The sequence below is a fragment of the Paenalcaligenes sp. DL 463 genome (genome assembly GCF_057475185.1).
The window spans coordinates 1,984,856-1,999,133 of sequence record NZ_JBYBKX010000001.1; the positions used below are offsets into that span (position 1 = coordinate 1,984,856).

General features: G+C 51.2%; 12 protein-coding genes. 4 read left to right on the plus strand and 8 right to left on the minus strand.

Annotated features, from left to right (window positions below; all coding sequences use genetic code 11):
• Positions 1 to 84 precede the first annotated feature (84 nt).
• Together AC2UZI_RS09520 and AC2UZI_RS09525 are read left to right on the plus strand one after the other, a co-directional pair.
• On the plus strand, positions 85 to 2,613 hold the full coding sequence (locus AC2UZI_RS09520; RefSeq protein ID WP_486943563.1) for a hypothetical protein: 2,529 nt from the start codon (positions 85 to 87) through the stop codon (positions 2,611 to 2,613).
• A 7-nt stretch (positions 2,614 to 2,620) separates the two neighbouring features.
• A complete protein-coding gene (locus AC2UZI_RS09525; RefSeq protein ID WP_486943564.1) occupies positions 2,621 to 3,442 on the plus strand; it encodes a hypothetical protein in 822 nt (273 codons plus the stop codon).
• A 24-nt stretch (positions 3,443 to 3,466) separates the two neighbouring features.
• Here AC2UZI_RS09525 and cuyB read toward each other — a convergent pair whose 3' ends face one another.
• The 6 genes from cuyB to cuyA form a co-directional block, all read right to left on the minus strand.
• Positions 3,467 to 4,198: a cysteate racemase gene (cuyB, locus tag AC2UZI_RS09530; protein WP_486943565.1), complete on the minus strand. Its 732-nt coding sequence runs from the start codon at positions 4,196 to 4,198 to the stop codon at positions 3,467 to 3,469.
• An 82-nt stretch (positions 4,199 to 4,280) separates the two neighbouring features.
• Complete coding sequence (locus AC2UZI_RS09535) at positions 4,281 to 5,015, minus strand: amino acid ABC transporter ATP-binding protein (protein ID WP_486943566.1); 735 nt, start codon at positions 5,013 to 5,015, stop codon at positions 4,281 to 4,283.
• A gap of 54 nt (positions 5,016 to 5,069) precedes the next feature.
• Complete coding sequence (locus AC2UZI_RS09540; RefSeq protein WP_486943567.1) at positions 5,070 to 5,759, minus strand: amino acid ABC transporter permease; 690 nt, start codon at positions 5,757 to 5,759, stop codon at positions 5,070 to 5,072.
• On the minus strand, positions 5,756 to 6,544 hold the full coding sequence (locus AC2UZI_RS09545; RefSeq protein ID WP_486943568.1) for an amino acid ABC transporter permease: 789 nt from the start codon (positions 6,542 to 6,544) through the stop codon (positions 5,756 to 5,758). Before AC2UZI_RS09545 ends, AC2UZI_RS09540 begins: the two co-directional genes overlap by 4 nt.
• A 96-nt stretch (positions 6,545 to 6,640) precedes the next feature.
• On the minus strand, positions 6,641 to 7,549 hold the full coding sequence (locus AC2UZI_RS09550) for an amino acid ABC transporter substrate-binding protein (protein ID WP_486943569.1): 909 nt from the start codon (positions 7,547 to 7,549) through the stop codon (positions 6,641 to 6,643).
• A gap of 67 nt (positions 7,550 to 7,616) precedes the next feature.
• Complete coding sequence (gene cuyA / locus AC2UZI_RS09555) at positions 7,617 to 8,621, minus strand: D-cysteate sulfo-lyase (protein ID WP_486943570.1); 1,005 nt, start codon at positions 8,619 to 8,621, stop codon at positions 7,617 to 7,619.
• A 108-nt stretch (positions 8,622 to 8,729) separates the two neighbouring features.
• Here cuyA and AC2UZI_RS09560 point away from each other — a divergent pair, with 108 nt between their 5' ends.
• Positions 8,730 to 9,632 (plus strand): LysR family transcriptional regulator, encoded by a 903-nt coding sequence (locus tag AC2UZI_RS09560; RefSeq protein ID WP_486943571.1) that lies wholly within the window; start codon positions 8,730 to 8,732, stop codon positions 9,630 to 9,632.
• Positions 9,633 to 9,692: 60 nt separating this feature from the next.
• Here AC2UZI_RS09560 and AC2UZI_RS09565 read toward each other — a convergent pair whose 3' ends face one another.
• Positions 9,693 to 12,119, minus strand: coding sequence for a mechanosensitive ion channel domain-containing protein (locus AC2UZI_RS09565; protein ID WP_486943572.1), 2,427 nt, complete (start codon positions 12,117 to 12,119; stop codon positions 9,693 to 9,695).
• Positions 12,120 to 12,347: 228 nt separating this feature from the next.
• On the opposite strand from AC2UZI_RS09565, the gene AC2UZI_RS09570 reads away from it, so the two are divergent.
• Complete coding sequence (locus tag AC2UZI_RS09570) at positions 12,348 to 13,571, plus strand: MFS transporter (protein ID WP_486943573.1); 1,224 nt, start codon at positions 12,348 to 12,350, stop codon at positions 13,569 to 13,571.
• Positions 13,572 to 13,582: 11 nt separating this feature from the next.
• On the opposite strand, the gene AC2UZI_RS09575 is transcribed toward AC2UZI_RS09570, so the two are convergent.
• Positions 13,583 to 14,194 carry a SagB/ThcOx family dehydrogenase gene (locus AC2UZI_RS09575; RefSeq protein ID WP_486943574.1) on the minus strand — a complete coding sequence of 204 codons (612 nt, stop codon included), beginning with the start codon at positions 14,192 to 14,194 and terminating at the stop codon, positions 13,583 to 13,585.
• Positions 14,195 to 14,278 lie beyond the last annotated feature (84 nt).

Sequence of the window (14,278 nt, forward strand, 5' to 3'; positions counted from 1 at the left end):
TCACACGAGATGTGCCCTGACAGGTGCACCAAAACCAGTAATCGGCAATAATGCGACGTGGCCTACAACTGATGATCTGAGACGATGCCTACTGCCGAATCCCTCCTGACTAAACGCTACGCCATTACGCTTGCTTTACTCTATTTTTTGGTTCGTTGCGTTCCCGATCTGTTTTTGATTGCCGCCAATACGCTGCCTGATGCGTTTTTTTTCTATCTGATTGAAAACCACAGCATTTGGCTGCGCCATGCTTATCCTATTTTGCCAGTGCAGGTATTTAATGTGCCTTGGGCTTTCCAGCAAGTCCTTGCCCTACTGCCTGTACTCATCTTCGAAGTGCTGCTGGTGTTTCTCTTCAGCGCTTGGTTTTTACGTCGTAAACCCTGGGTAGTACAACGTTCCAGCGTAGGCCGTTGGTTGCTGTTTATCATAATCAGCATGATCTGGGTATATGCCGTTCGCCATCAATTTTTGCTTTATCTACAAGGTATCGTGGTCGAACCGGTGTTGGCGGCCCAGAAGGGAGCAAACTGGATGGATGAGCTCCCTGTTGCACTGATAAGGTCACACTGGCTTCTAAGCACTGCCTTGTACTTGAGCACCCCGTTATGGGCAGCCATTCCCGTTTGGATCCATTTCCAATGGGTACAAAAACCAACTCAAGTCGCCCAACACACGACGACTGCATTGCCTCTGCAGCAAGCTTCCGTTTTTGCAAGTTTTTTACTGGGTTGCTTGGGTTTACACACCGCATTTGTACAGCTTACATACTTGGGGCTGTGGCCGTGGGCGGTAGAACAGTCGGGTGCGCATCTACCGTTGGAAGCGCTCAACGACATAGGGCTGCTTCTGGCATTAAGTCAAATTGTATTAGCAGCACTGGTCTGCACGCTTGCCGCCTATGTGTATTGTCGTCGTTACTCAACGGCTAACCCCCCTATCCCTACACGGAAAATCCCCTCATTTTTTGCCGGCATGGCCTCTTATTTACTGACAAGTTTGCTTTTCTTAGCGCTAGTCTGGTTGATCAGTTGGCTACAACCTTCTTTCATTGAGTCGCTGGTACGCGAGTTTAGCTACTCGCCGGAAAATGGCATCCCCTTTATCATCGCTCTGAATTTCAGCGCCTTCGTACTGCTATGTCTTATTAGTCGTCAATTTCGGATAGCGCCCAAACGTTGGAATGCTGCTCTAGCCGTGTTATTGCTGTGTGCGGCCGTTCCTTCTTATGTAGTTTGGACGCTCACCCGCACCAACCTCGGTCTGGCCGGTGCGAAGCCAGGCTTTGCCGTGACGGGTGTGCTCGGGGACTCCCATTGGCGTAGCACGGAGCAATGGTGCACAGGGGTCGTTGAAACCAGCCATGGTACATGGCTAATCGGCCGCAACGACGACAGCCTCGATTCCGCTTCGTATGTACCCGAAGACGTCCCCGATTTAAGCCAACTGCTCAACAGCAACGACGAAAATGCGAGATCACAAGGCTTTGGCTTCTTCGGCTCACGCCCTACTCTCACGACTCTGGCGTTACTGCAAGACGACGGCACATTTACGATCACGGCGGCAATTCCCGACGTCACGTGCATGGTCGTTTCACCCGTTTCTGAAACGCTATACCTGTTCACCGGCATTCGTCGTCCCGCAACGGAAAGGTATTCAGAACCTATGCAAACCGCCGTTTTCAGGTCTACCGATCAGGGCAGCACATGGGAATGGCTAGAATCTGGCTTTATGAGCGAAGCGCAGCAATTAGCGTGGAATGTAAAACCTATTTTTGCGTCTGACCACGAGGTGTGGGCATGGGGTACCGTATCGCACGATAGCTCGGATGCTAATCCTCAGCCCACAGCCTTGTTTTACTCTGCTGATCAAGGCAAAACGTCGACCGAGATAGTCAGCCCAGAAGCCTTGGTAGTGTCAGACGCTTATTTGTCCGACATAACGGGCGAACCCGACGCTAAATTTTCCAGCGGTCGAGAGATGAATCTGCAGCGATTCGTCGTTCAAGTTGACGATCAACGCGCCTACGCATGGGTTTCAGAACGCACGTGGTATTACCTAGGCGAAGAGGGTCATCGCTTCCTAATCAACAGTCGTGCCGAGCTAACTCGCTCTAGCCCCAATAGCCAATGGGAAGTCAAACGGGTCGTTCGCCAGCCCGATACAAGCATTGCTCATTTGCACAGCTCGGCCGACGGACGTAGCTTCGCGATTATGCACGATAACGAAGGAGAATGGCTGGTCAGGCTTGATCCTGACAGCGGCGAATGGGTAGACCGCCAACCCACGCCATCGATCTTGCCGAGCTGGTTAGCCACGGACAATACCTCCACACGTTACTTCTGGAGCAACGGCGATTACCAAGTGATCAGCCAATGGGGAAGGACCATCGTGCCGAGATTACTGATACCTTTTTCTGATGAAGCTGCCGACATCGATACCGATGCTCATTTCTACACTCGTGATGGTGGCCGAAACTGGCACCAACTGGCCATTCCCGGCTATTTAGGTGTTATGGGCTTATCGCCACGTAGTAGCCACTTATACTGGACTAAAGGAAATTGGTACAGCAACGATGAACCCTTGCAATGGCAATACGATCTCGCTAAATGAGGCTCTCATGAGAACCAAAATACGATCCGGCCTATTAGCCATCGCAACCCTCACAATGCTTAGCGGTTGCGCCTCGAATTGCAATATCTTATCTAGCTCGAACAGTAAAAGCTGCGATGCCATGCTACTGGGTGGCATGATTCTTGCCGCCCCTATTCTGGGCCCGGCCGCTCTTTTCTCCGATGCGGCCAGCGACGCCAAAACCAAGAGAATCGCTACAGAATGGAGCACATCCATGCAATCTCGTTTGGCCGAGAACGACCTTGATGCCATACAAGAGTGTTTAGCCGAGTGCGATGTGAAGTGGCGTTATGAGCTTGACTACAAAGTCACCCAAGCCTACCAGTACGAGGCTGCACGACGCTTTTTGGCGGGAGACTGGGGCCCGGATAACGTTGACGACTATCTGGTTTATCAACTACTGGCCCATTACACCTTGGCTTGGCAGCCTAAAAACGACGAAACCGGAGCCGAGTCTACTGTGGTGCCGGTGCATGTTCGTCAAAGCTATGCGTTATTAAAATATGAAAGTCTACAGCGTCCGCTTCAACAGCTGCTTTCTAGCTCTCGCCGTAACACGCTGCGCAATACCGTATATGGCATGATGTTCGCGATTGACGCCCCCCAGTCAGACGACTTAGCACATGAACATTACCAACAATGCCCTGAGAAAATAGCCAGCCTTGTCCTAGAGGATGCCTCTTTCTTTAGCCACACTATTTCGTGTGAACGCGCTTACGTTTACCGCTTCCGCGAGCGCTTACCTGACCCATTACGCAAACAATGGCAGGACGCCGCTGCAGCAAAACGACGCGCACAAGCATCGTAACTGTACTGGTGGCGGGTGTAGTCGTTAACGGTTCTCGTCGCTCCACCACTGAATGGCAGCAAGCGCCAGTGCATCGATGGAATCAACGATGGGCACGCCCCACTGCCCTCGTAACGGTTGTGCCAACGCCAGCGGTAGTTCCGTGCACCCCAAAATGACGGCCTGCGCCCCTCCTCGCTCACACAGTAAACGAATACCCGGCGCAAGCGCCTGATACGCCGCTTCAATCTGGTTTCTTTTTACTAACTCAATAGGCACCGTGCAGTAATCAGCCATTTCTGATGGCTTAAGTAGCACGCACTCATAACCCTGAGCTTCAAGCAGCGGTTGGTACAACTGAAACTCTACCGTAACCGCCGTCGCCAACAACCCAACAGGACCGTCATACACACCCTGCTGACGCAAGTTGTTAATTACAGCGTCGACGATATGCAAAATGGGCACTCGTGCTTGCTGAACCAAAGCATCAAACCATAAGTGAGCGGTGTTACACGGGATCACAATACATTGTGCCCCCGCGGCTTCAAGATGGTTGATACCATTAAGCATCCACGGCAAGGGGTCTTCACCCTGATTTGCATACGCTGCCGGACGCCCCGGCACGCGCGGATCGCTCCAAAGAATGGCGGGCATATGCTCTTGATCGATCACTGCCGGCGTTAATAAGGTCAGTCGTGTCATGAACGTAGCGCCAGCCAAAGGGCCCATGCCCCCAAGCACCCCTAAAAAACGTCCACTGAAATCAGCGCTTTCCATCACGAACCTTTATCAAAAAGTCAGTTGATCAATGCACCCGTAAAGACGCCTGCCTTAGGCAAGGAAGTGCGCTATGCCCAACTTAGTAAGACAGTATCTTGGATAAGAAATGCTGAGCTCGCTCGGACCGTTCTGACATGTTTTCAAAGAAATCCTCTTTGCTACAGTCTTCGACGATTTTTCCTACGTCCATAAAAATAACTCGATCAGCCACCTTACGCGCAAAGCCCATTTCGTGCGTTACGACCATCATGGTCATGCCGTCCCGAGCCAAATCCACAATAACGTCCAGCACTTCGTTAACCATTTCGGGGTCCAGTGCCGAGGTAGGTTCATCAAACAACATGGCGACCGGATCCATCGCCAAGGCACGTGCAATGGCCACGCGCTGCTGCTGCCCGCCTGAAAGCTGCCCTGGGTATTTGTCTTTATGGTCGATCAACCCTACCCGCTCAAGTAAGGTGTGTGCACGAGCGACGGCATCTTTCTCACTGCGTCTCAACACCTTAACCTGCGCGAGGATAAGGTTACGCATCACCGATAAATGGGGGAATAGCTCGAAGCTTTGAAACACCATACCAATTTTGGCGCGTAGCTTGGTCAAATCGGTTTTAGGGTCTCCTACTGAAACCCCCTCTACCGTTACCTCACCCTCCTGAAAAGGCTCTAAACCATTCACCACCTTAATCAAGGTGGATTTCCCCGATCCAGAAGGGCCACAAATCACCACCACCTCGCCATTAGAGACCGTGGTTGTGCAGGCATCTAGCACCTTGGTGGTTCCATACCACTTGCTGACATTCTTGAGTTCAATCATTCAGTCACCACTGTAATTATTGATGTGAAACGCGCTTAGCCGTGTGGCTAAACTTTATCTAACAATGGATGTGCGACGCTGCAAATAACGCACCAGTTGCGAAGCGCAGTAGCAGATCACAAAATAAACAAGCGCCGTAAAAAGATACATCTCAAGTAGGCGTCCATCACGCTGCGCCACCTTGACCGCTGCGCCTAAGAAATCCGTTAACGACAACACATAAACCAACGACGTATCCTGAAATAACACAATGGTTTGCGTCAACAAGACCGGCGCCATGTTTCTGAAAGCCTGAGGCAGCACAACACTGCACATGATTTGTACTTTATTCAGCCCCAGCGCTTTGGCTGCCGCCGTTTGCGACTGCGGAACCGATAAGATTCCTGAGCGCATAATTTCACAATAATAGGCCGCTTCGAAAATCGTAAAGGTGATTAATGCCGACGTAAAACCACCCACAGCAACGGGTCGACTCGAACCGATCAGCCACGCTCCGATGTAGGGGACCAAAAAGTAAAACCAAAAGATCACAAGAATTAAGGGTAAGGCACGCAATAAGTTAACGTACGCGCCCGACACACTGGAAAGCAGCGGAATTTTAGACAAACGACACAGGGCTAATAGCGTCCCTAAGATGATGCCCCCAGTCGCAGATAACGCCGTCAGCTTTAAGGTAAACATCATCCCTTCTCTGAACAAATAACCTAGAGAACGCTCGATCACATCAAAGTCGAATTCGTTCATGGCGTCACCTCTTTCACGGCAGCTGAAGCAGAAGCCTTTGTCTTAGACGATGCCGACGTTCCCATAAAACCGGGAACCGCAACGTGTCGCTCAAGCCATGTGGTGCCGATAACCACAAGCAAATTCAGTAGCAGGTAAAGGGAAGTTGCCGCCGCAAAGGTTTCAAAGACCTGAAAGCTGAACTCTTGCATAGAGCGTGCCGCCCCCACAAGCTCCATCAGACCAATGGTAAAAGCCACAGAGGTGTTTTTAATTAGGTTTAGCAACTCGGAGGTTAACGGCGGGAGAATAATCCGAAACGAGGCAGGCAATAATACGTAGCGATACACCTGAGGCTGACGTAATCCTAATGCGGTGCCTGCCATGCGTTGCCCCACGGGCAACGACTCAATACCGGCCCGAACCTGCTCGGCCACACGCGACGCCGTGTAGAAGCCCAAACATAAAAAAGCGGGTAAGAAAATTCCCCACGGTGGCGGTATTTGCTTCATGGCATCGCCCAAGGTACCCGGAAGCACTTCGGGCACGACGAAATACCATAAAAACATTTGCACTAACAACGGGATATTACGGAAAAACTCGACGTAAGCGGTACCTAACCCGCGCAGCCATTTACTTGAGGTAGTTCTCGCCACCCCAACGATCGTGCCCACCGTCAAGGCTAAGGCCCACGAGAGCAGCGCCGTAAATATCGTCCACACCAACCCGTTTAGCAAGGTGTAAATATACAAATTGCCATAGGGAGAAGGTTCAAAAAAGATGGACCAATTCCAAAAATAATTCATTGCCTACCTCCGGCCAGACCAGCCCCTTAACGAAATAAGGGGGCTGGTCCTACCCTTTGCTTCGCAGTACCTTGCCGCGAAACTCGTTATACCGATTTATTTATAACGTTCGGGGTCTGCTGAATCACTAGGATCTGCCAACGCGCGCTTCAGCGATTCGCTCATGGGCAAGTTCAGATTCACGTTTTTAGGAGGAATAGGCGATTCAAACCATTTTTTGTAAAGCTCTTCGATTTTGCCATTTTCCATCATGGCAATAATGGCATCATCCACCACTTTCTTAAACTCTGGGTCATTCTTAGGCTGCATGATGGCATAGGGCTCAATGGTGTAAGCCTCTTCACTGATCATCCACTCGTCTGGATTACGTGAAGTCGCGACCAAACCTGCCAGCAAGATATCATCCATGAAGAACGCAAGCGCACGTCCGTTTTCCACCGTCAAAAATGCCTCCGCATGATCTTTGGTTGGAATAATATTCATGTTTAGGTTTTGACTGTCGTTAGCACCTGTGGCCCAGCGTATGTTACTGGTGCCCGCCGTCGACACAATGGTTTTACCTTTGAAGTCGTCTAGCGTACTTAAATTAGATGATTTCTTTGCTAAGAACCGGGTGGCTGTCACAAAGGTGGTAGGGGCAAAGGCCACCTGCACCTGACGCTCTACGGTATTCGTTGATGAGCCGCAGTTTAAGTCCACCGTGCCATTCGCGACTAAAGGAATACGCGTTGAAGACGTGACCGGCACATACTTAATACCGATCTTGTCCATCTCCAGCTTTTCTTTTAGGGCTTCGACCACGCCATAGCAAATATCCAAGGAATAACCAATGGCGTTTTGCTTGTCATCGAGGTAAGAAAATGGAATAGATGTGTCACGGTGACCTAGGGCGATTTCCCCAGTCGATTTAATTTTCTCTAGCCTACCGTCTGCATAAGCAGGTGCTGCCAACATGGTGGTGGTTAGTGCAAAAGCTGCCGCACCGGAAAAAATGATTTTGTGCATGGCTTGTCTCCATAAGGATTAACGACTTTGCCCTTGTTTTAATAATCATGCCGGAACAAAGTCACTGCTACTGCTCAAATAAATGCCGATATGCGTATAGCCCTACTGCTCCTCCTGTGTGAATAAAAACGACGTTCTCACCTTTTTTAAAGTGACCTTTACGAATCAAATCAATCAGCCCTGCCATCCCTTTACCCGAATACACTGGGTCCAATAAAATGGCATCAGTTTGTGCCGCTAAGGTAATAGCTTCAATCATGGCATCGGTTGCAACCCCATAACCGTCACCCACGTAATCGGTGTTGGCGACCACATCAGAACGATTCAATGCCGAAGACGCTAGCCCCATGTAATCCAACGTAGCTTGAGCCAATTTCCACACGTTCTCTTCTTGTTGGGCTTTAGCGGCCCTAACACCAATGCCATAAACCGGAACTTGACTGTTGGACGCCGCAAGACCCACGACCAGACCGGCCTGTGTACCAGCACTACCCGTAGCATGCACGACGTGGTCGATTTGCACCCCCGTCTCGAAGCTTTGTTGTAAAAGCTCTTGCGCGCAAGCCACATAACCAAGGGCGCCAATCGGATTCGATCCACCACCAGGAATAATATAAGGAGTATGCCCTTGGGCCCGCAACTCGTCGGCTAAGTCTTCCATGGCTTTTGCCATGTCGGTGCCTGCGGGAAGTCGCGCCGCGATGTCGCCACCCAGCAGTCGATCAAGAATAACGTTGCCCGATTCTGCATAGTCTTCTGGTGCGTTTTGTACGCGCTCTTCGAGCAGAATTTTGCACTTCATGCCAACAACGGCCGCGGCCGCAATGGTTTGGCGAGCATGATTAGATTGCACTGCACCTTGCGTGATCAGCACATCTGCGCCCTGCTTCTGCGCATCGGCCACCAGAAACTCGAGCTTACGTGTCTTGTTTCCGCCTGTCGCCAAGCCCGTGCAGTCGTCTCGCTTGATGTAGATGTTGGGCCCATCAAGCAGGCGGGTCAAATTAGGAAGAAACTCAAACGGGGTGGGAAAGTGACCCAGCCGAACCCGTGGAAAACGAGCAAGATTCATAACCACCACTCCAGATTGATTAAAAACCTATCTTAGGGGTTAAGACATATCTGTGACCAATGCTATATTTTAACGAGGTTATGTTATTTTTGCATAGGTAGAAATCAGATGAAAAAAGAATGGATCGACGATTTTCTCGCTTTAGTCGAGTACGGTACGTTCTCTCGTGCAGCGATACAGCGTCGAGTCACCCAACCTGCCTTTTCAAGACGTATACGCTTACTTGAAGATTGGCTTGGCGTAGAACTGATCGAGCGCCATAAACAGCCGGTACAACTCACCGCCGTCGCGCAGCGCTATGTTCCTGAATTTCGGGCCTTACTTCACGACATGACGCAACTTCGAGCACGTATTCGCGCCGAATCAAGCGGCGCTGTACGGCTGGTATTCACCACGCAGCACTCGCTTACCATCACACGCTTACCCACCATACTACGCCGTATTGAAGCCGAACTCGATATCGATGTGGATTTTAATGTACGCTCTGAAAACCGAGACGAATGCGTCGCGCTATTCATGCGCGGACAGGCTGACTTATTGCTATGTATAGAAGAAACGCATGACCCGTTATTGAACTTGATCCCTTCCGCTGCCCGACTATCCTTAGGCACTGAGACCTTTGTACCGGTTAGCGCCCCCAGCGCTGACGGCAAACCCCTTCATGGGCGAAGCCGGCAAGAACGAGTGAAAGTGCTGGCCTTTCCGCCAGACAGCCATCTGGGACGCGCAATGGACGGCTTGATGACGCAGTTAAAGCAACGGCACACCGTAGAAATCATTCACGAATCCGTTTTTTTAGCCGGCGTAAAAGAGATGGTCAGAGCCGGACTCGGGATGGCTTGGTTACCGTTAAGCCTGATTGAAGCTGAATTGCAAGCCGGCGTACTGGTGAATTTAACGCCTAAAGTTTCCAGCATGACCATGCAGCTCGGCCTTTATCGTCATGCACGTAGCGTACACGCCGACGTCATTGACTCTATTTATGCGTTGCTTAGCGCTACGGAGCAGTAAGTCCTGCAGCGACCAGACCGCATCACTTACTGTCTGGTCGCATATCGATTCACTAACGCGTTAACTCGCATCCGGCAAGGGTCGCATTGTTTGCCCTGGTGCCGGTTCGATTTGGCTTTCACGATGCGCCACGGCGTCAACCATACGCATGTCCACCGGCTGTGCCACGCCGTCTTTATCGCGTCCAAAATGTAGCACTGTGTGAGGGTATGGCAATTCAATACCCGCCGCATCAAAGTACATTTTGATCAGACGATTAAAGCTACGTTGTACAGCCCACTGCATACCGGGCGTGGTTTTGATGAGTACGCGAATGCTATACCCTTGCTGATTAATCGAGGTGACACCGGGGATAGAGATGTCGTCGATGATGGCGTCAGCCACCTCAGGGTCTTGCTTAAGGGCCTCGAAGGCCAGATGCATTTGCGCAATAACCTCGTCGACCGACTCGCGTAAGCCAATAAGGTATTCGCCATAGTGGTAACCAAAATCACGGGTGTGATTACTGACCTTATCGATGGATGAGAAGGGAATCAGATGATAGCCGCCATCAAGGGTGCGAATCACGACCGAACGAATCGTTAGCTTCTCTACCGTGCCAAAAAGCCCGACCAGTTCTACCACATCGTTCTGATTCAAGCCGTTTTCAAGTTGAATAAAAATACCGGTGATTACGTCTTGAACCAGTTTTTGTGCTCCAAAACCAATGGCTAAGCCCACTACCCCTGCCCCGGCAATTAAAGGCGCGATATCAATACCGATTTGTGACAGCACAACCAACGCCGTCATGGTGCTGATTAAAATAGCCAAAGCATTTCTGAACAGCATTAACAAGGTTTTTTCGCGTTCGGTAGGAAGTCGCAGGCCTTTGGCATTTGTTAAGCGATGCTCAATGACACTGGCTAAAATGGTCCAGGTTGCTGCGGCGATCAACAACACGACGGCCACACGAAGAATCGTATTAATCGCCGCCTGCCCCTTGTCTGAACTTAACCATAGACTTAAATCAAACACACGCCAGGCATCAAGCACCACCAACGCAACGACAATCAACACCATCACACGTATGACTTTTAGTGTGGCCGGAATGTAGGAGTTCAAGCGTTGCTCAAGCAAGGGGAAAGCGTGGTTCCATCGCTCGCCTAAATGCAAACGCCGCCCCATCCACGATTGCAACAACATGGACAAAAACGCCCCAGCCAACACGGCCAATAAAGTTTGCAAACTCGCACGACCCATGAAAGACAATGCATGCTGTTGATCAGCCAAGCTAACCACTAGCAATACCGTTAGATACGCCAGCGCCAACCACGCCCAACTGCGTGCTGCGATACGCATTAATGTGCCAAAAACGGCTGTATTGGCTTGCTCGGCGTTACGTGTCAGTTCCTCGCTAACCGACTTGCGGTTTCTCCACACCACGCCTACCGCGTAAACGTACACCGCAAGCATTAAGATCACACCAAAAAGCTGACCGACTGATGGCGACAGAATCGCCTTTAATACGGGCACTACCACCAGCAAACCATAACCCACCACGCTGACCAACATCACGATCCAGCGATTCCAATAACTGGCGTTGTCGGTGCTCATGGGCAATAAGCGCAGTTGCTCATAGCGTGTCGCAAACACGCCGCGACTAAAGGCTTTCACCACTTCAATCGTCACAAAAGCCATTAAGAACTGCATTGCAAAAATGCTGCCTTGCTGTGCCGATGCACCACTACCCAGCACCACCACATAGCCGGCTAAGGCAGCAACGGCCGTTACCGCCACGTCCACCACTAAGGCACCCAACACAGCCAAAAACTTCGTGCCAAAACGTTTGGGTCGGTGCTTAAAACGTTTAAACGTCGACGTGGGTTTTTCCTTCACTACCGGAGTACCCTCAACGGTTTCCACCTCACCAGAAGGCAAAGGTCGCGGTCTGGAGGCCCATACATTCAATCGTGCAAAGGCGCTTTGCGCGGGCACACGGCACAAAAAATAAACAATAAATGTGGCGATGATCGTGATCAACAAGCTAATTAAAGCGGGCTGTGATCGCGTTAATGCGCGAGCCGAGCGCGAGTCCTCATCACCTAAGGTGCTCAACACCTGCCAACTTTGGCGTATATCACTACGTAGGCTCAGCGCAAAATCTTGCAGCTTTACGGCGATGGCATTGGACACCTCCGCTGTTGCCCATGGTGATGCCTGCTCTGGCTCAGGGCTCTCAGTCGCCACGGCGCCGCCCTCTTCTTGCGCAGCCAGCGTCCGCAATTGCTTGACCAGTTGATCGCGAGTTTGCTCATCGGCGAGCAAATCAGCCAGCACATCATACTGAGAGCCTTCGGCCGCTGCCGTCGTTTCGGTTGACTCCGCAGGCTGTTGCGCCTGCACACTTCCAGTAAAAAACAGTGCACTCAGACACATAAAAAAAACGAGCGCAAAGGCTCGTCGTGCAAACTGATGACTACGTGTAAGGGGGGCCGCATTTCCAGTCATGGACGTGCTCACTTTTGATCAGGTTCAAAAAATAAGCGACACAGAAAGTGTGTCGCCAGTTTCATTAAAGGGTAACACCCGAATACGACACAGACAAAAAACCCAGCCAATTTATTGAAACATTTTTTCTCGACAGCGTCGTCTCACACCGCAGAGCAACCGTTAATTACCCATTGCCTACACGTCACTTTATGCAGATAATTGTGCCCTCTTAATAAGGGCTTAAACATGTTTAAAACGCTGCGCCGTCCTGATGTCATGGTCATCACATTAGCGGCCGCTGGCGTGCTCATGGTCACAATGGGCATACGGCAATCCATGGGCTTATTTATTAGCCCAATGAACAGTACCACCGGCTTGGGTATCACTACCATTAGCTTAGCGTTGGCGATTGGCCAATTAACGTGGGGAGCCATACAACCCATTGCTGGAGCCGTGGCTGACCGATACGGACCCGGTCGCGTTTTGGTTGCGGGCCTAGTGGTGCTGGCTTTGGGTTGTCTATTAACGCCTATGATTGGCAGCGGTTTTGGGCTGACCGTAACAGTCGGCCTCATGGTGTCGATGGGTTCAGGGGCGAGCAGTTTTTCTACCCTTATTGGTGCTGCCGCGAATCGCATACCGGCTGAATCTCGGGGTGAAGCCTCGGGCGTGATTAATGCAGGGGGATCTTTTGGGCAATTTGTGTTCGCCCCCGTGCTGCAAAAGCTAATTCAAACGCTGGGCTGGATGGGTGCGATGTGGGCCATGGCACTTGCGGCCTTAGCGACCCTGCCTCTGGTGTGGCGCCTACGTGGTGCGAAAAGTGCTCCTACTCACGCCGCTTCACCCAATCACGCTCCACCCCAACGACTGGGCGCCGCCGTTTCCGAAGCCATGAAAGACCGAAGCTTCTGGCTCTTGAATGTAGGCTTTTTTACCTGCGGCTTTCACATCGCTTTTTTGGTTACGCACTTACCCGGTGAAATTGACCTGTGTGGTTTACCACCCAGTGTTGCCAGTTGGTCGCTCGCGGTCATCGGGCTTGCCAATATTGTGGGCAGTATTTACGCCGGCTCGGCTATTAGTCGATACCGAAGCAAGTACGTATTGGCTTTCATGTACGGCTCGCGTGTGCTACTGATCGCGTGGTATTTAATGATGCCACCTACCGAGTGGGTTTTTTATGTCTTTGCCGCCGGCTTGGGCTTTACCTGGCTTGCCACCGTACCACCCACCGCCTCGGTAGTGGCAAAGCTGTTTGGTACGCGATACTTGGCCACATTATTTGGTTTAACGCTGTTATCACATCAAATTGGTGGTTTTCTGGGCGCCTGGTTAGGGGGCATCGCCATTAGCCGCTTCGGCGATTTTTCGTGGATGTGGTATGCCGACATGCTATTGGCTGCCATCGCCGCCATCGCCAACCTACCCATTCGCGAACAAGCGCTGGGCTCTGTCGCCAAAGCGTAATACCCATGTGGTTAACTTTCAGCCGCATGGCCCACGCACACAGCAGCGACTGCGTCTACATCCTCAGCAAACTGTAAGGTCTGCTTAAGTGCTTGCTCGTCGATGCCCATCACTACAATGGCCCCTAACTGATGGCACAAGGCTTGCAAATGCATAGTCTGTGAGACGGCACCCGCCTCAAAGTCTACATAACGCTGGCCCCGCTGTTGGCCTTCACTGTCTTGTGCACTGAAATGCTCAAGCGCTTTCTTCGACTGGGCGGCAATCACCACCACACAGGGCGCGTCTTCAAGCCAAAAATCACTGGCCAACGAGGCGTCCAACAAATCGCCTTCAGCCGGCAAGCCCCCTACACTGACAAGCTCGTGGCTTTCAGGGTGATAGACGTACATCGCCGGCTCCAGCCCCACGACATTTCGAGCAATCACTTGCAACTGAAGGGGGTACAAACGATGTGCTGAAGGGGCAGCCCGTAAGCCCTCGTCGCCGGTAATACCTTGACCCGCATTTAAAATATCCAACACTTGCTCAAGCGTGATCGCTTCTTCTTTAAAATCTCGAACACTACGCCGCTGTGCTATTAATAACGCAAGCTGCTGAGAACTGACTGTGGTGTTTGTCATCGCATTGGCACCTTTACTAAATGGAAAAGCATTTAGAAATTAGCTTCGTTAAACTCCATACTACAATCACCCACCTGCTGTTGG

Excerpts from the sequence above, each read along its gene's own strand:
- AC2UZI_RS09520 (WP_486943563.1), top strand. The coding sequence starts at position 85 with ATGCCTACTGCCGAATCCCTCCTGACTAAACGCTACGCCATTACGCTT.
- AC2UZI_RS09525 (WP_486943564.1), top strand. The coding sequence starts at position 2,621 with ATGAGAACCAAAATACGATCCGGCCTATTAGCCATCGCAACCCTCACA.
- cuyB (WP_486943565.1), bottom strand. The coding sequence starts at position 4,198 with ATGGAAAGCGCTGATTTCAGTGGACGTTTTTTAGGGGTGCTTGGGGGC.
- AC2UZI_RS09535 (WP_486943566.1), bottom strand. The coding sequence starts at position 5,015 with ATGATTGAACTCAAGAATGTCAGCAAGTGGTATGGAACCACCAAGGTG.
- AC2UZI_RS09540 (WP_486943567.1), bottom strand. The coding sequence starts at position 5,759 with ATGAACGAATTCGACTTTGATGTGATCGAGCGTTCTCTAGGTTATTTG.
- AC2UZI_RS09545 (WP_486943568.1), bottom strand. The coding sequence starts at position 6,544 with ATGAATTATTTTTGGAATTGGTCCATCTTTTTTGAACCTTCTCCCTAT.
- AC2UZI_RS09550 (WP_486943569.1), bottom strand. The coding sequence starts at position 7,549 with ATGCACAAAATCATTTTTTCCGGTGCGGCAGCTTTTGCACTAACCACC.
- cuyA (WP_486943570.1), bottom strand. The coding sequence starts at position 8,621 with ATGAATCTTGCTCGTTTTCCACGGGTTCGGCTGGGTCACTTTCCCACC.
- AC2UZI_RS09560 (WP_486943571.1), top strand. The coding sequence starts at position 8,730 with ATGAAAAAAGAATGGATCGACGATTTTCTCGCTTTAGTCGAGTACGGT.
- AC2UZI_RS09565 (WP_486943572.1), bottom strand. The coding sequence starts at position 12,119 with ATGACTGGAAATGCGGCCCCCCTTACACGTAGTCATCAGTTTGCACGA.
- AC2UZI_RS09570 (WP_486943573.1), top strand. The coding sequence starts at position 12,348 with ATGTTTAAAACGCTGCGCCGTCCTGATGTCATGGTCATCACATTAGCG.
- AC2UZI_RS09575 (WP_486943574.1), bottom strand. The coding sequence starts at position 14,194 with ATGACAAACACCACAGTCAGTTCTCAGCAGCTTGCGTTATTAATAGCA.